Annotated in this window: 14 protein-coding genes; 7 read left to right on the top strand and 7 right to left on the bottom strand. The window is 68.8% G+C overall.

Annotation, left to right across the window (positions count from 1 at the left end; translation table 11 throughout):
- Nucleotides 1-38: 38 nt before the first annotated feature.
- Genes JOF29_RS24635 through JOF29_RS24625 form a run of 3 tightly spaced genes read right to left on the bottom strand, consistent with a single transcriptional unit; the run spans nucleotide 39 to nucleotide 4,239 of the window.
- A complete protein-coding gene (locus JOF29_RS24635) occupies nucleotides 39-707 on the bottom strand; it encodes an N-acetylmannosamine-6-phosphate 2-epimerase (RefSeq protein WP_209696832.1) in 669 nt (222 codons plus the stop codon).
- Nucleotides 704-1,591, bottom strand: a complete 888-nt coding sequence (locus JOF29_RS24630; RefSeq protein WP_209696831.1) for an N-acetylglucosamine kinase — start codon at nucleotides 1,589-1,591, stop codon at nucleotides 704-706. Before JOF29_RS24630 ends, JOF29_RS24635 begins: the two co-directional genes overlap by 4 nt.
- Entirely contained in the window at nucleotides 1,588-4,239 is a 2,652-nt protein-coding gene (locus tag JOF29_RS24625) for a hypothetical protein (protein WP_209696830.1), read from the bottom strand. Before JOF29_RS24625 ends, JOF29_RS24630 begins: the two co-directional genes overlap by 4 nt.
- Before the next feature lie 127 nt (nucleotides 4,240-4,366).
- Here JOF29_RS24625 and JOF29_RS24620 point away from each other — a divergent pair, with 127 nt between their 5' ends.
- A complete protein-coding gene (locus JOF29_RS24620; RefSeq protein ID WP_209696829.1) occupies nucleotides 4,367-5,452 on the top strand; it encodes a glycoside hydrolase family 172 protein in 1,086 nt (361 codons plus the stop codon).
- Nucleotides 5,453-5,494: 42 nt separating this feature from the next.
- On the opposite strand, the gene JOF29_RS24615 is transcribed toward JOF29_RS24620, so the two are convergent.
- Complete coding sequence (locus JOF29_RS24615) at nucleotides 5,495-6,121, bottom strand: hypothetical protein (RefSeq protein ID WP_209696828.1); 627 nt, start codon at nucleotides 6,119-6,121, stop codon at nucleotides 5,495-5,497.
- A 106-nt stretch (nucleotides 6,122-6,227) separates the two neighbouring features.
- Here JOF29_RS24615 and JOF29_RS24610 point away from each other — a divergent pair, with 106 nt between their 5' ends.
- Both JOF29_RS24610 and JOF29_RS24605 read left to right on the top strand, forming a co-directional pair.
- Nucleotides 6,228-7,004 (top strand): polysaccharide deacetylase family protein, encoded by a 777-nt coding sequence (locus JOF29_RS24610; protein ID WP_209696827.1) that lies wholly within the window; start codon nucleotides 6,228-6,230, stop codon nucleotides 7,002-7,004.
- Nucleotides 7,001-8,218 (top strand): YncE family protein, encoded by a 1,218-nt coding sequence (locus JOF29_RS24605; RefSeq protein ID WP_245359426.1) that lies wholly within the window; start codon nucleotides 7,001-7,003, stop codon nucleotides 8,216-8,218. The genes JOF29_RS24610 and JOF29_RS24605 overlap by 4 nt, the downstream gene beginning before the upstream one ends.
- A gap of 55 nt (nucleotides 8,219-8,273) precedes the next feature.
- Here JOF29_RS24605 and JOF29_RS24600 read toward each other — a convergent pair whose 3' ends face one another.
- From JOF29_RS24600 to JOF29_RS24590, 3 genes are all read right to left on the bottom strand, one after another.
- Nucleotides 8,274-9,008, bottom strand: a complete 735-nt coding sequence (locus tag JOF29_RS24600; protein ID WP_209696826.1) for a phosphoribosyltransferase — start codon at nucleotides 9,006-9,008, stop codon at nucleotides 8,274-8,276.
- Nucleotides 8,995-9,909 (bottom strand): DNA-processing protein DprA, encoded by a 915-nt coding sequence (locus JOF29_RS24595; RefSeq protein ID WP_209696825.1) that lies wholly within the window; start codon nucleotides 9,907-9,909, stop codon nucleotides 8,995-8,997. The genes JOF29_RS24600 and JOF29_RS24595 overlap by 14 nt, the downstream gene beginning before the upstream one ends.
- Before the next feature lie 175 nt (nucleotides 9,910-10,084).
- Nucleotides 10,085-10,828 carry a GntR family transcriptional regulator gene (locus tag JOF29_RS24590; protein ID WP_209696824.1) on the bottom strand — a complete coding sequence of 248 codons (744 nt, stop codon included), beginning with the start codon at nucleotides 10,826-10,828 and terminating at the stop codon, nucleotides 10,085-10,087.
- A 240-nt stretch (nucleotides 10,829-11,068) separates the two neighbouring features.
- Between JOF29_RS24590 and JOF29_RS24585 the strand changes: the two genes are divergently transcribed.
- Genes JOF29_RS24585 through JOF29_RS24570 form a run of 4 tightly spaced genes read left to right on the top strand, consistent with a single transcriptional unit; the run spans nucleotide 11,069 to nucleotide 16,287 of the window.
- The gene (locus JOF29_RS24585; protein WP_209696823.1) at nucleotides 11,069-11,857 is read left to right on the top strand and encodes a TIGR03084 family metal-binding protein; all 789 of its coding nucleotides are present in this window, start codon (nucleotides 11,069-11,071) and stop codon (nucleotides 11,855-11,857) included.
- Complete coding sequence (locus JOF29_RS24580) at nucleotides 11,854-13,596, top strand: acyclic terpene utilization AtuA family protein (protein WP_209696822.1); 1,743 nt, start codon at nucleotides 11,854-11,856, stop codon at nucleotides 13,594-13,596. The genes JOF29_RS24585 and JOF29_RS24580 overlap by 4 nt, the downstream gene beginning before the upstream one ends.
- Entirely contained in the window at nucleotides 13,593-14,741 is a 1,149-nt protein-coding gene (locus JOF29_RS24575) for an acyl-CoA dehydrogenase family protein (RefSeq protein WP_209696821.1), read from the top strand. Before JOF29_RS24580 ends, JOF29_RS24575 begins: the two co-directional genes overlap by 4 nt.
- On the top strand, nucleotides 14,734-16,287 hold the full coding sequence (locus JOF29_RS24570) for an acyl-CoA carboxylase subunit beta (protein ID WP_209696820.1): 1,554 nt from the start codon (nucleotides 14,734-14,736) through the stop codon (nucleotides 16,285-16,287). Before JOF29_RS24575 ends, JOF29_RS24570 begins: the two co-directional genes overlap by 8 nt.
- The last annotated feature ends 1 nt before the right edge of the window (nucleotide 16,288 follow it).

Here is a 16,288-nt window from a genome sequence, read left to right as displayed (position 1 = left end):
GCCCGGTCGACAAGATCGACTAGACCACTGTTGATGGTCTATGGGGCCGCCATCGCACCGACCAAGCGGGCGGTGAGGTCCATCGGGTTGGTGATCGCGTGCCCGACCACGACGGCGTACGCGCCCGCATCGCAGACGCTGCGGACGTCCTCCGGGGTCCGGATCCGGCCCTCGGCGACGATCGGGCAGTCCAGTTTCGCGGCCAGCCGCCGGACCAGTTCGACGTCAGGTCCGGCCGGTGGACGGCCATTGGTATAGCCGGACAGCGTCGTCGCGACCACGTCGGCACCCGCGTCCCGGGCCGCCAGACCGGCGTCCAGGGTGTCCACGTCGGCCATCACCGGTACGCCGAGCTCGGCGTGGATACGGGCGATCTGCTCCGCCACCCGCTGCCCGTCGGGACGCGGTCGCAGGGTCGCGTCGAGCGCGATCAGGTCGGAGCCGGCGGCCACGATCCCGGCCGCGGCGTCGTACGTCGGGGTGATGAACACGCCCGCCGGGTCGCCGAGCTTGTGGATGCCGATGATCGGCAGGTCGGTGACCGCGCGGATCGCCGCGATGTCGTGCGGTCCGTTGGCCCGGATCGCGCCCGCGCCGCCGGCCTCGGCGGCCTGCGCCATCAGCGCCATCCCGGCCGGACCGTACAGCGGGTTCTCGGGCCCTGCCTGGCAGGACACCACGAGGGTGCCGGGGGCAAGAGTTCTCATCGACGGTGCGTCACAATCAGGTCGGCGTACGTTCCGGCGGGTCCGGTGGCGAGACGCTCGGCGCCGTCGAGTGAGTTGCCGGCCGCTGCGGACAGCCGTGCACGCGCGGGTAGGGCGGCGCGGACTGGGGTCAACAGTTGTTCCCCGGCGCCTGCGAACAGGCCGCCGACGCAGGCGACCGGTACGGGTCCTTCACCGGCGAGCTGCGCGACCGCGGCGGCGATCGTCTCGGCGACGTCGGCGGCGGCCCGGCCGACGAGCTCGTGCGCGACCGGATCGCCTTCGGCGGCACAACGCAGTACTTCGGGAGCGAACCGCGCGACGTCGTCGACCAGCGTCGACGAGCGGTACAGCGTGACCGGGTCGAGCGCGGTGTCGGCGAGCTTGGTCGCGGGGCCCCGGCCGTCACGGGCCCGCTGTACGGCGACCAGCCCGGCGCGGCCGATCGCGAACGCACTTCCCGCGTCGCCGAACAGGTACCCGTGTCCGTCGAGCTTCCGCCACGTCCCGTCCCGGTCGACGGCGAGACACACCAGACCGGTGCCTGCGGCAACCACTACGCCGTACCCGTCCGGAAGCGCACCGGCGTGCGCGGTGACCATGTCCTGCGTCAGCCGTACCTCGTCCGCATCCAGCAGCTCCGCGACATCCGCCGCCAGCCGCTCGGCGGCACCCGGCGCCTGTGGATAACCGGTGAGACCCAGCGCGACGACGTCGACCGGCCCGTTCAGCTGAGCCTCGGCCGCGGCGGTACCGATCGCGTCGAGCAGTTTGGGGAGCGCGTCCGGGCCGTGGGTGTAACCAGGGCCGGTGCCGGTCCGGCCGGACGGGAGGACACGGAGGCGGAGGGCGGACTGCCCGCCGTCGATGGCGATCTGCGTCATGCGGTGATCCAGTGTGAATAGTCTTGCCAGGGAAGGTGCCAGCGGTTGACCTTGCGGGTACGGCGGTCCTGGCCGGCGGTGTCGTTCGCCACCAGGCGGACCGAGCCGAGGGTCTCGTCGTACAGCACGGCCGGGGAGCCGGTGAAGTGCAGCGTACCGACAGGTTCCCACGGGGTGTGACCGCCGCGGACGTCGATCATCGAGCAGTGGTGGATGCGGCGGTCGGCGCCCAGGACGTACACCTCGATCGCGTCCGCGCCGGGGTTGAAGGCAACCACCGGGTCGTCGGCGAGTTCGAGATCGCCGAGCTGCTGCCAGCGGCCCTGGCCGACGCGGTCGTCCAGGTAGGTGTGGTGCAGGTGGTTGTCGGCGCCGCGGACGTAGATCTCGTACGAGTTCGCCGGGTCGTTGCGGGCCCACGCCGGCTCACCTCCGGCGGTGAGGTCGCCGAGCACAGCCCGTACGCCGCCTTGGACCCGAACGATCCGCCCGTCCGCACGACGGCGGAACGTCGGCGGCGCGGGCTCGCCCTTGCGGATCGATTCGAACTCCGCGCGAACGGCGGCGACAGGTGCGGGGTTGGTGCCGGGCTCCGGGAAGAACGGCTCGCGTTGGAGGTACTGCATGGCAGCGATCAGGCTCGGAGCGACCGACCACCCGGTCTCCACGCAGTACGGTCCCCAGCCGATGTCGGCGTTCGACCCGAAGTACTCCCAGGCGTCGAAGTCGAACGCGCGCTGCCAGGTGCCGTCGAGCTGCTCGTCGTCCGGGTCGTCGATCTGGATCCGGCTCAGGTAGTCGAGGACGCCGTGGGCGAGTTCCTCGAAGACCGGTTCGCCGGTGATCTGGTGGACGATCGGCAAGGCCCAGGCGGCGAACGGCGTACCGTACAGCTGGTCGGTGACCGGGTCGCCGTTCGCCTGGAAGATCGACGCCTCGTCGACGCCGTACGCCTCGTTGCTCGGCGGGCACTTACCGTCCCACTCGGCGAATCCGCCGTCCGGGCCCTGGCGGCTCTTCAGGTAGTCGGCGAGGTCGAGCATCGTCTGCAGGTACAGGGGTTTGCGGGTGTAGAAGTAGCCGCCGGCGAGTGGGAGCAGGAAGCGGCCGGCCTCGCAGGTGCGGCTGGTTTCCAGGCGGGCGCGGGGGTGGTGGGACGCCATGTGGTCGAGCCCGCGTTCGGCGATCTCCAGGTACGACGGTTCGCCGGTGACGCCGTACGCGTAGAGATAGGAGCACAGCGCGGAGCTCTGCCAGTGCGAGGTGAGGTCGAGGCCGTCCTCGATCGGGCTGCGGCCGAACTCGTCCCAGCCCTTCACCATCAGGGTGGACGGGGTGCGCCAGGGGTCCACCTGGAGGCCGAGTTCGGTGTTGGCGGTGCGGATCAGCGATTCGACGCCGCGGAGGCCGGCCTCGAGGTCGCCGGAGATCAGCGCGAAGAGCGCGATCCAGCCGCCGTCGTCGGCGAACAGGTTGTTAGTGGCGGTGAGGTCCGTGCGGGCGCCGCGGGGTTCGAAGGCGCCGTACAGGTTGTTGCGGTCGGTGAGTTGTTCTTCCTCTACTACGTGGCGCATGAGGTTTTCCGCGATGGTGTGGCCGCGGGGGTCGGCGGTCAGGTCGGCGTACCTCCGGAAGGCGTGGGCGGTCTGGGTGTAGCAGTCGCCGCGGGGGACGGGGCGGAAGGGGAGTGTGCCGTCGAAGCCGATCTCGTTGGAGAACCCCTCCGCGACTCCCTTCGATCCGTCGGGGGCGTCGTAGAACATGCCGGCCTTGTCGAACCAGGCGATGCCGCGGTCGATCATCCGGCGGTAGCGCTCGGGGCGGGGTCCCACGGTGATCGTTGTCGTGTGCTCGCCGACGGCGAATGTATGTACCCCGTCGGGAAGCACGGTTAGCCCAGACTCGTATCGACCGGGTGCGACCTCAACCAGCTCAAGTGGGACGTCGCGGTTGGTTGCGGGTGGGGGTTGGGTGGTTGTGCGGACGACTACCTTCGCGGGTTCTCCGGTCGCGACCCACACGTGGGGTTCGGTGAAGAGTTCCAAGTCGGGTGGGGCGTCGGTGCCCGTGAGTTCGGCGGTGATCAGCTGCAGTAGACGCGTCCAGCGGCGTACCGGTTTGTAACGGCCTTGGAGGTGGTGGCTGAGGGCGGTGGTGGCGTAGAGGAGGCGGCCGGTGCCGACGGGGATGTCGAGGAGGGCGGGGAAGGTTTCGGCGGGGGGACCGAAGACTGCCTTGTGGGTGCCGGCGACGGAGCCGTACGTGAGGAGTTCGGTGGCGGAGGGCGGCGGGGTGACTTCTTGGGCGCGGGAGAGGTGCTCGTCGAGGATGCTGAGCGGTTCGATCCCGGTCAGCGGCTCGCGGGTGAAGATGCGTTCGATGTGGGCGTCCCGCACCGGGCCGGCCGGCAGGAAGCCGTCGTCGACTGCGAACTCCACGTACGCCGTCCCGCCGCCGCGCACGTACTCCGCCAGCGCCGACGTGTCGAATCGGGCCGGCTCCGGGTAGTGCCCCGCGAGTACCACCACCGCCCGGTACGCCGCGAGGTCCGCGGGGGGTTCGTCGTACCGGACGAACGTGAGACCGGCGGCGGCGAACGCGGTCGCCGGGCCGGGTGGACCGATCAGCGCGACAGACGAAGCAGGCACCGGTTCACTGTTACCGACGAATCGCGGTCGGTAAAGCACCTTGGGTAGACCACTCGGCCGAAACCGGTCTCGGCGGTCTCATGCGACGGGGTGTGGCGCGGCGGACCGCGCTCTAGGGTCGACCGGTATGGGTGACTTCAACGGTCTCGACGTACATCTCGGCAACCTGGCGCGGCTGTCGTCCGCGCGGACCTACTCGACCAGCGCGGAGAACCCGGACGGCGCCAAGGGCGGCGGCGCGCGGGCGACCGAGGGCGTCCTGTCCCGGCAGGCGCGCGACCTCGGCCCCGGCTGGAAGATCCAGCCCTGCATCAACCTCGCGCCGGAGTCGACCACGACGCTCGCGGAGATCGACGGCGCGGGCGCGATCACGCATCTCTGGATCACCGTCGACTCGAAGACGTGGCGTTCGCTGGTACTGCGGATGTACTGGGACGGTGAGGAGACGCCGTCGGTCGAGGTACCGCTCGGCGACTTCTTCTGCAACGGCTGGGGCCAGCACTGCCAGGTCAGCTCGGTGCCGATCGCGGTCAACCCGAAGGGCGGGTTCAACAGCTACTGGCAGATGCCGTTCCGCGGCGGCGCCCGGATCACGATCGAGAACCTGCTGGAGACGGAGATCGAGGGCTTTTTCTACCAGGTCGACTTCGTCCGCACCGAGGTACCGGCGGACCTGGGGTACTTCCACGCGCAGTTCCGGCGGTCCAACCCGGTCCCGTACGGCGAGGTGCACACGCTGCTCGACGGCGTCCGCGGACAGGGGCAGTACGTCGGGACCTATCTCGCGTGGGGCTGCAACAACACCGGGTGGTGGGGCGAGGGCGAGTTCAAGTTCTACCTCGACGGCGACGAGGAGTACCCGACGATCTGCGGTACCGGTACGGAGGACTACTTCGGCGGCGCGTGGGGTTTCGAGCACCCGGCGGGTCAGTACGCGACATTCACGACGCCGTACCTCGGGATGCCGCAGGTGATCGAGCCGAGCGGATTCTCCGACAACCAGCAGCGCTTCGGCCTCTACCGCTGGCACATCCAGGACACGATCCGCTTCACCGAAGACCTCCGCGTCACCGTCCAGGCCCTCGGCTGGCGCCGCGACGGCCGCTTCCTCCAACTCCAGGACGACCTCGCCTCGACCTCGTACTGGTACCAGACCGAGCCCCACGCCCCGTTCCCCACCCTCCCCACCAAGGACCACCTCGAGGTGGTCTAGCCCGACGCGTACCGCAGTCTCATCCGGGCGACAGTAGGCGGTTCAGAGGACGGCCGGAACCCTGCCGGCTTCGGTCAGCGGGACGCCGGTGAGGTGGAGGGTTGGGTGGGTCCAGTCGTTGAGGATGGGGGCGGTGGACAGGTGGCCGGCGAGTTCGGACTGGCTCAGTTCGAAGACGTGGGCGGCGTTGCCGGTGAGGTCCACGACGGATTGCATGAGGTGGCTGACCTGGGCGGTCCAGAGGGTGTCGTCGGCGTCGTGGTGGTCCGGGCGGATCAGCAGGAGGTCAACGTCGCTGTCCAGGTCGCCGTCGGCGCGGGCGATCGCGCCGTACAGGCCGGCGTGGACGGGCGGGATGTGCCAGCTGCTGATCTCGGCGGCGAGGTGGGTGGTCAACGTACTGCGGAGGTTCGCGAGCTGCTCGACGATCGGGGCGAGCAGGTGCCTTCGGTTGAGGCGGTACAGCAGCGAGTTGCCGGAGTCGTCGCCGTGCACCAGACCGGTCGCGGCCAGCCGTTGCAGCACGAGCCGGACGCCCGCGACGCTGCCGGACCCGGCGAGCTTGTGGATCTGGCGACCCGACAGACCTTCCTCGGCCGCGGCCAGAACGAGCAGCACCGGCCCGTCCAGTGAGGGCACCACTGTGCTGATGGGGCTCGCGAGGTCCACCGCAGCACCCTAGTGACCATCCGGACCCGGTCGGCAATCACGCTGACGAATCAGCCATCGCGCGCGCTCAGGGTCCGCTCAGCATCGCGTACGTACGTTCGCCGCTATGGAGCGCCGTACTGTCCTGAAATCGGCACTGCTGGCACTAGGTACGGGAGCGTTGGCCGACTGCTCGAGCCCCGAGCAAGCCAAGAGTCCGCCTCCCGCGGCGCAAACGCCCTCATCGCCCACAGCAGCCCCGAAACCGACGGCGAAGCACACGCCGAAGCCCGCACCGCCGACCGAGGCGGTCGAGATCGGGCACGGTCCGCGGACGGTCCCGCAGGTGGCGCTCACGTTCCACGGCAACGGCGATCCGGCACTCGGCACCACACTGCTCGACCTCGTCGAACACGCCGGCGCCAAGATCAGCGTGCTCGCGGTCGGCACCTGGCTGGTCGCGCATCCCGAGATGGCGACCCGGATTCTGCACGGTGGGCACGACCTCGGCAACCACACGATGCACCACAAGTCGATGCGCAAGCTCGGCGCGGCCGAGGCCCGTCGCGAAGTACACGACTGCGCCACGGTGTTACGCCGTACGGCGAAGTCCCAGGGGCGCTGGTTCCGCGCCTCGGGGACCCAGCAGACCACGCCACTGATTCGGTCGTCCGCGGCCGCGTCCGGTTATGCTGCCTGCGTGTCCTACGACGTCGACGGCCTGGACTGGCAGGACCCGTCTGCCCCGACCGTGGTGAAGGCTGTCCTGGACGGCGTTCGCCCGGGATCGATCGTCAGCCTGCACCTGGGGCACCCGGTGACGGTCAAAGCGCTGCCCCAGATCCTCTCCGGTCTACAGGCCAAGCACCTCACACCAGTAACGCTGAGCGACCTGCTGAAATGAAGCGAACCGTTGCCCTGAGCATGGTTCTGCTGCTGGCTGCCGGCGGCTGTTCCGGTAACGGCCGGACCGCCGCGAGCACGGGATCCGCTCCGGCCGGTGCGGCCTCGGCACCACCGTCAACGCCGGCTTCCACACAGGCATCGCCCGGCGCGTCCGCCGGGACGCCAGGCCTGCTGCCCGGCATGCCGCCCCCGCTGTCGCCGACCGACGTATGGGCCGCCGACCGTCCGGGCCAGTTCGCCGCGGCGGTACGCGGGTTCCCGGAGCGCATCTACGTGCCGAACAGCGGCAGCAACACCGTGACCGAGATCGATCCGCGCACCTACAAGGTGATCCGCACGTTCCGGACCGGGCGTCAACCGCAGCACGTCGTACCGTCCTGGGACCTGAAGACGCTGTGGGTGAACAACGACCTCGGCAACAGCCTGACGCCGATCAACCCACTGACCGGCCTGCCCGGGAGGGCGGTCGCCGTCCACGACCCGTACAACCTGTACTTCACGCCGGACGGCAAGCACGCCGTCGTGATGGCGTCCAACGACAGACAACTGGTCTTCCGCGATCCGCACACGATGGCGGTGCAGAAGAAGGTGCCGGTGCCGTGCGCCGGGGTGAACCACGCGGACTTCACAGCGGACGGTACGTCGTTCCTCGTGTCCTGCGAGTTCTCGGGCGACCTGCTCGTGGTCGACACGGCCGCGGAGAAGGTGACGCAGGTCGTCCGCTTGCCCGGCCGGCGCGGGATGCACGCCCCGATGCCGCAGGACGTGAAGCTCTCGCCGAACGGGCGCTACTACTACGTCGCGGACATGATGAGCGACGGCATCTGGGTACTGTCCGCGCGGCCGCCGGTCGCGATCCGCGCGTTCATCCCGACCGGGAAGGGCGCCCACGGGCTCTACGTCACGCGGAACTCGCGGTACCTGATCATCACCAACCGCGGCGAAGGGTCGGTCTCGCTGCTCGACTTTCAGACCCGCAAGGTGGTCCGCAAGATCAAGATCACCGGCGGCGGCAGCCCGGACATGGGCGGCGTGTCGCCGGACGGCCTGGTGCTCTGGGTTTCCGGTCGCTACAACTCAGTGGTCTACGCGATCCGCCTGAGCGACGGCAAGCTGCTCGCGAAGATCCGGGTCGGCAACGGCCCGCACGGCCTGGCCGTATACCCCCAGCCCGGCCGATACTCCCTCGGCCACACCGGCGTCTTCCGCTGATGGTCGGTCAAGCGACCGTCAGCCGACAGCTCTAACGGGGCAGTGTCTGGCGGCTTCAGCTATCCAGTGAACATCGACCGATGTCGAACGCCGTGCTCTTCGCTTGTTCGACAAGCGCCTTGGAACCATCATGCCTGCCGTTCACATGACGGCCAAGAACGACAGTGATCACACAGCGGGCTCCTGCGCTCTTCAGCGTGTGTGATAGCGACTGAGCACGCGCTCCCGTCGTCCAGGTGTCATCGAGCAAGAGAACTCGGGCATTCGGCAGCACCGGCGCGGTGAAACGATCGCCGCGAAAGGTTCGGTCGTCTTTCGCGTACTCGGCTCCGGGGCGAGCGCTCACAAACGGCAACGAAATGCTGGGCATCAGTAATGCCTGCAGCGGATGGACGCCCCGCCGCCCTCTGGTGCTCGGAACAACAGCGGCGTGGGTCAGTCGGCCGCCTGCTGCCTGCTCGAAGCACGGCCGATGAAGCCCCAGGAAGAGAATCGACAGCGCCTGCAGCGCCGCCCGAGCGCTGTACGACGGTGGTTCGAACTTGTACGTCGCCAAGTGGTGAGCGTGCTGTGCGCCTTTCAGCGCATACGCGATCGGGACAACAGCATCTGAGGTCAGATGACTCGCGTCGCGGTGCGTGCGGCACGGGTAGCAGACGTCGTAGCCGTCCTTGGCCGCAGATCGACAGACGAAGCAGACACCTGGGCCTGGCGGCAACGGATTGCGGAGGAAGATCGCCTGCCGGGCGACCGACTCGCGATATGGCTGCCAGGCATCAGAACTGGACAACGGCCGACGGCTTCCGCAGACGCTCCAGGCCCTCAGCAGCCTCGGCCACCAGCTCTTCTGCGACAGCCAGCAACTCGTCCGTGTTGTCGACAACGTACACACCCGGGCGCTCGGCATACTCTCTGGCCCAGTCGTGCGCGAGCAGATCACGTGGCATCACAACCGGACGGCCGTGCTGAAGCGCAAGCCGGGCCTGGATTCGTGCGCCACTCCGCCATGGCGCCTCGACAACCACCGTCGCGGCCGCATATCCGCTCATCACGGCGTTCCTCATCGGGAACGTCTTCTTCGTCGGCGGACCATCGGGCCAGAATTGACTGAGGACGAGACCCCGCTGGCTGATGCGGTGCTGGAGCTCGGCGTTCGCAGCCGGATACGTACGGCGGAGTCCGGTACCGATCACGGCCACGGTACGACCCCCAGCCTCGAGTGTCGCTACGTGCGCCGCCGTGTCGATCCCGGCCGCGAGCCCGCTCACCACCGTGACCTCGTTCTTCGCCAGTGCAGTCGCGACGGCCTGCGCAATTCCCACTCCACGTGGACTGGCTTGCCGGGTGCCGACGACCGCTACGGCTCTGAGATCGTCGCGCAACGTGCCACGTGTAAAGATGATGGGTGGCGACTCATGGATGTCGCGAAGCTGCGCAGGGTAGCTGGGCTCAAAGAAGGCATGGATGCCGATCCCCTCGGCCTCCCATCCAAGAATCTCCTGTTCGGCCTCCCGGAGAACTCGGTCGAGATCACCGACCGGGAACAGCGTGTCACGACCGGCAACATAGCTGTCCAGCACCTGTGACGCACTACCTGCGTCGAAGACCTCTGCCGTCACGTCTGCCCAGCGGACCTGGGGCTGTCTGAGCAGCGCGATCAGCGCCGCCTTCTCTGCCCGAATCGGCTCCACGAACCTGATGCTATCCATCTCCGACCACCTGATGCCGTACCCACGCTGGCCGATCAAAGATCAGCGCTCGAATGTCTGTTCGAATATACCAGCGACTCCCAGGCCGGCGCAGTCGCCATGGACCATACCGGTGATATTGGATGCCCCTCCGCATCCATCCTGTCCGAGAGTCCCGTTAGAGGCCTCGGGCGTTTGCGCGGGGGCTTGGGGTGGTGGTGCGGAGTTCGGTGGTGAAGGCGTAGCGGTCGCCGCGGTACACGGCCGATGTGTACTCGAGGACGCGGTCGCGGCTGTCGAAGCTGATGCCGTGCAACGCGATGCACGGCTGGGTGGTCGGGATGTCCAGCCAGCCGGCCGTCTTCGCGTCCGGCATCATCGGCTCGAGCCGCGATGTCGCACTCACCAGGTCGATCCCGTAGCGGCTGGCCAGCAGGTCGTACAGCGAGCCGTTCAGGTCCTCGTCACGCAGCCCGGGGACGTACGCCGCCGGTAGCGTGGTCCGCTCCACCACCATCGGGTGGTCGTCGGCGAGCCGCAGCCGGGTGAACGCGATGATCGGGTCGCCGACCGGGATCCGCAGCCGGCGCGCCGCGGCCCGCTCGGCCTTCTGGTGCCGGAACTCCAGCATCGTGCTGCCCGGCCGCATCCCGCGCCGCCGGATGTCCTCGGAGAACCCGATCATCCCGAGCCAGCGCGCCACCTTCGGCCGGGTCGTGTACGTGCCGCTGCCGTGCCGCCGGACCAGCAGTTCCTCGATCACGAGCTCGTCGACGGCCCGCCGCAGGGTCATCCGGGCGACGTTCCAGCGCGCGGCCAGCTCGCGCTCGGGAGGCAACGCGGCGCCTTCCGGCAGCGTGTCGATCAAACTGAGCAACAACGCCCGGATCTCGGCGGCCTTCCCCGGCAGCGAACCATGCATTGCACCTGGGTAGCACCGCCTCGACCACTCCGAAACCCTTTAGACGACCGTTGAACAGACCACTCGACCTCCCGGAGTGGACGCACGCGCAAGCACAAGTCCCGTTGTCGGCCCTTCTGCGCGGCTGGAAGGGCACTTCTGTATGCCTGCAGGTCCACCCAGCCAAAAACAAGCACGCTTGATTCTTTTAGCCCGGAGTGGGAGGCTCGGCTGCATCGGTCCCTGGCGAGGGAGTGCGGCGTGCGACTGGATGATGTGCTGGCCGATCTGTCGGTCGAGAGTGCTGAGCTGGATCGGTTGGTCGACGGGTTGGCCGCAGGCGAGTGGTCTACTGCGACGCCCGCCCCGGGGTGGACGATCGCGCATCAGATCGCGCATCTCGCGTGGACGGACGAGGCCGCGCAGTTGGCGGCGACCGATCCGGAGGGGTTCAAGGCCTCGCTGCGGATCGCGGCGGCCAGTCCGACGACGTACGTCGACGACGGGGCCGCGGAGACTGCCGCGCTGCCGCCGGATCAGTTGCTGACGTACTGGCGGCAGACGCGCGCCGAGGTCGTGGACGCGTTGCGGAGGGTGCCGGACGGGGAGAAGGTGCCCTGGTACGGGCCGCCGATGAGTCCCACCTCGATGGCGACCGCGCGGCTGATGGAGACGTGGGCGCACGGGCAGGACGTGTTCGACGCCCTCGGCGTACGGCGGCAACCGAGCAACCGGCTGCGGCATGTGGCGCATCTGGCGGTGCGTACTCGGGACTTCGCTTATTTGCTGAACAATCGCACGCCACCCGGTGAACCGTTCCGCGTCGAGCTCACCGGTCCCGACGGTGAGCTGTGGGTCTGGGGACCTGAGGACGCGAGGCAGCGGGTGAGTGCGCCGGCGCTCGACTTCTGTCTGCTGGCCACTCAGCGGCGGCACCGGGACGATCTCTCGGTGCAGGCCGAGGGGGCGGATGCCGAGGAGTGGCTCGGGATCATCCAGGTGTTTGCCGGGTTGCCGGGCAAGGGCCGCCGGGCTGGGCAGTTCACATGACCGCACCAAACGAGCCCGGGAGCACAGACGCCACCACCCCCATCCGGATCGGAAACGCGTCCGGCTTCTACGGTGACCGGTTCGGTGCGGTGCAGGAGATGCTCACCGGTGGGCCTTTGGATGTGTTGACGGGGGATTATCTGGCCGAGCTGACGATGCTGATCCTCGGGTGGGATCGGCTGAAGGATCCCGGACTGGGGTATGCGAAGACGTTCCTGAGGCAGCTCGAGGCCGGCCTTGGGGAGGCGCTCGATCGGCGCGTGAAGATCGTCAGCAACGCGGGTGGGTTGAACCCCTCGGGTCTGGCCGCGGCGATCGGCGAACTCGCAGACAAGCTCGGGCTGCATCCGAAGGTTGCGTACGTCGAAGGCGACGACCTTCTGCCCAGGGCTGCGGAGCTGGGGCTGGGTACGCCGATGACCGCCAACGCCTATCTGGGCGCCTGGGGTATCGCAGAGGCGCTGCTCGCCGGCGCGGATGTGGTGGTCACCGGGCGGGTGACCGATGCTTCGGTGATCGTCGGTCCGGCGGCGGCGCATCACGGGTGGGGGCGGACGCAGTACGACGAGCTCGCGGGGGCGGTCGCGGCCGGGCATGTGATCGAGTGCGGGTGTCAGGCGACCGGAGGGAACTACGCGTTCTTCACCGAGATCCGCGACTTCGGGCGGCCCGGGTTCCCGATCGCGGAGATCCACGCGGACGGCAGCAGCGTGATCACCAAGCACGACGGCACCGGCGGCGCGGTCACGATCGACACGGTCAAGGCGCAACTGCTGTACGAGATCACCGGCGCCCGGTACGCCGGTCCGGACGTCACCACGCGGCTCGACACGATCGAGCTCTCCGCGGACGGTCCGGATCGAGTACGGATCTCCGGCGTCCGCGGTGAGGCGCCGCCGCCGACGTACAAGGTCTCGCTGAACAGCGTCGGCGGGTTCCGCAACGAGGTCGACTTCGTACTCACCGGGCTTCAGCTGGAGCAGAAGGCGGAGCTCGTCCAGAAGCAGCTGGAGCAGGCGCTGCCGAAGCGGCCGGCCGAGCTGAGGTGGTCGATCGCCTGGACCGAGAAGCCGAATGCCGAGTCCGAGGAGGAGGCCAGCGTCTACCTTCGCTGCGCGGTGAAGGACCCGGATCCGAAGGTGGTCGGGCGCGCGTTCAGCAATGCGGCGGTGGAGCTGGCGCTCGCGAGCTACCCCGGGTTCCACGTCACGGCGCCGCCTGGTGAGGGTTCGCCGTACGGCGTGTTCCGGGCCGGGTACGTCGACATCCACGACGTCGAGCACGTCGCCGTACTGCCGGACGGGACCCGGAACGTCGTCGCACCGGCGGCCGAGACGCAACCGCTCGCGCCCGTCGACGACGTCGAGGAGCCGATGCCCCTGCTGCAGCTGTCGAGCGGACCGCCGCGTACTCGCGAGGTCCCGCTCGGCCGGATCGCCGGGGCACGCTCGGGGGACAAGGGTGGCGACGCGAACGTCGGCGTCTGGGTCCGCGACGAGAAGGCCTGGCGGTGGCTGGCGCACACGCTCACGGTGCCGCTGTTCAAGGAGCTGCTGCCGGAGACGCAGCCGCTGACCGTGACGCGGTACCTGCTGCCGAACTTGTGGGCGGTGAACTTCGTCGTCGAGGGGTTGCTCGGCGAGGGGGTGGCGGCGCAGGCCCGGTTCGACCCGCAGGCGAAGGCCGTCGCGGAGTGGCTGCGGTCGCGGTACGTCGACGTACCGGAGGTGTTGCTGTGAATGACTTCAGGGAGTCGGTACGGCGGTTCATGCGCGCCGAGGTGCTGCCGCAGCTGGATCAGTGGGAGCGGGACGGCGAGTTGCCGCGGGAGCTGCACAAGAAGGCGGGCGCTCTCGGGCTGCTCGGAGTAGGGTTCCCGGAGGCGGTCGGTGGCGGGGGCGGGTCGCTCCTCGACGCGATCGCCGTCGTCGAGGAGATGCACTACGCGGGCGGCTCCGGTGGACTCGTCGCGTCGCTGTTGACCTGCGGGATCGCACTTCCGCACATCGTTGCTGCGGGCAATCAAAGCCAGCTCGAGCGGTGGGTGCGACCCACGTTGGACGGTGAGCTGATCGGGGCGCTGGCGATCACGGAGCCTGATGGTGGGTCGGACGTGGCGGCCCTTCGTACGACGGCTCGCCGCGAGGGTGACGTGTTTGTCGTGAACGGTGCGAAGACGTTCATCACATCGGGATGCCGGGCGGACTTTGTCACCACCGCGGTACGCACTGACGGCCCTGGACCGCATGGGATCAGCTTGCTGGTGATCGAGCGGGGTACGGCGGGGTTCGAGGTGTCGCGGAAGCTGGAGAAGATGGGGTGGTTGTGCTCGGACACGGCTGAGCTTTCGTTCACGGACGTTCGCGTGCCGGCCGAGAATCTGGTGGGCGCCCAGGGATCCGGGTTTGTGCAGCTTGCGGTGAACTTCGTGGCGGAGCGGCTCACCTTGGCTGTGCAGGCGTACGCGGGGGCGCAGCGGGCGCTGGACCTGACTGTCGAGTGGTGTCGGCAGCGGGACACCTTCGGGCGGCCGCTGATCTCGCGGCAGACCGTGCAGCACACGTTGACCGAGATGGCGCGGCGGATCTCGGTGGCGCGGGTTTATGTGCACGAGATCGCTCGCCGGGCGGACGCGGGCGAGGACGTGATCGCCGAGACGTGCTTCGCGAAGAACACCGCGGTGGAGGCGGGGCAGTGGGTGTGTGATCAGGCGCTGCAGTTGCACGGCGGGCTCGGGTACATGCGGGAGGCCGAGGTGGAACGCCAGTACCGGGATCAGAAGATCCTCGCGATCGGCGGCGGTACGACGGAGATCCTGACCGGGCTGGCCGCGAAGAGACTGGGATACACGACACCCCCAGCCATGCGGCTGCCGCATGAGTAACCGGGAGGCGATGCTGGAGAAGCTTGCCGCGCTCGACGTCGAGCATGCGAAGGCGCTCGCGGGCGGCGGGCCGAAGTACGTCGAGCGGCATCACAAACGCGGCAAGCTGCTGGCTCGTGAGCGGATCGAGTTGCTGCTCGACCCGGACTCCTACTTCCTGGAACTCTCGCCGCTGGCCGGCTGGGGTTCGGACTTCACCGTCGGCGCCAGCCTGGTGACCGGGATCGGCGTGGTCGAAGGCGTCGAGTGCCTGATCACCGCGAACGACCCGACGGTCAAAGGCGGCGCCAGCAATCTGTGGACACTGCGCAAAGCTCTGCGCTCCGACGAGATCGCCCGCGCGAACCGGCTCCCGGTGATCAGCCTGGTCGAGTCCGGTGGCGCCGACCTGCCGACGCAGAAGGAGATCTTCATCCCCGGCGGCGCGATGTTCCGGAACCTGACCCGGTTGTCCGCGGAGGGGATCCCGACGATCGCGCTGGTGTTCGGCAACTCGACCGCGGGCGGCGCGTACATCCCGGGGATGAGCGATCACGTGGTGATGGTCGACGGCGCCGCGAAGGTGTTCCTGGCCGGGCCGCCGCTGGTGAAGATGGCGACCGGTGAGGACGCGGACGACGAGTCGCTCGGCGGTGCCTCGATGCACGCCCGGCAGTCCGGTCTGGCCGACTACTTCGCGGTCGACGAGCAGGACGCGATCCGTCTCGGGCGGCAGATCGTGTCCCGGCTGAACTGGCGCAAGGCCGGTCCGCCCGCTGCCTCGTCGTACGCCGAACCGCTCCTCGACTCCGACGACCTGCTGGACATCGTGCCGGGCGACCTGAAGATCCCGTTCGATCCGCGGGACGTGATCGCCCGGGTCGTGGACGGGTCGGTGTTCGACGAGTTCAAGCCGTTGTACGGGTCGTCGCTGGCGACCGGGTGGGCGTCCGTGCACGGGTACCCGGTCGGGATCCTCGCCAACGCGCGCGGGGTGCTGTTCAGTGAGGAGTCGCAGAAGGCAGCGCAGTTCATCCAGCTCGCGAACCGGGCGAACACGCCGCTGATCTTCCTGCACAACACGACCGGGTACATGGTCGGGCAGGAGTACGAGCAGGGCGGGATCATCAAGCACGGCGCGCAGATGATCAACGCCGTCTCGAACTCCAAGGTCCCGCACATCTCGATCCTGATGGGCGCGTCGTACGGCGCCGGGCACTACGGCATGTGCGGGCGGGCGTTCGACCCACGCTTCCTGTTCGCGTGGCCGTCCGCGAAGTCCGCGGTGATGGGCCCGCAGCAGCTCGCCGGCGTCCTGTCGATCGTCGCGCGGGCGGCGGCGCAGGCGAAGGGCACGCCGTACGACGAGGACGGCGACCGGCAGATGCGCGCGTACGTCGAGGGACAGATCGAGGCGGAGTCACTCCCGATGTTCCTGTCCGGCCGGCTGTACGACGACGGCGTGATCGACCCCCGCGACACCCGCACCGTGCTCGGCATCTGCCTCTCCGCCATCCACTCCGCCCCGGTCGAAGGCACGTCGTCCTTCGGCGTCTTCAGGATGTGAT

The sequence above is a fragment of the Kribbella aluminosa genome (assembly GCF_017876295.1).
Taxonomy (GTDB): domain Bacteria; phylum Actinomycetota; class Actinomycetes; order Propionibacteriales; family Kribbellaceae; genus Kribbella; species Kribbella aluminosa.
Note: the sequence above shows the minus strand (reverse complement) of the source record. Positions and strands in the feature narration are given on the sequence as shown.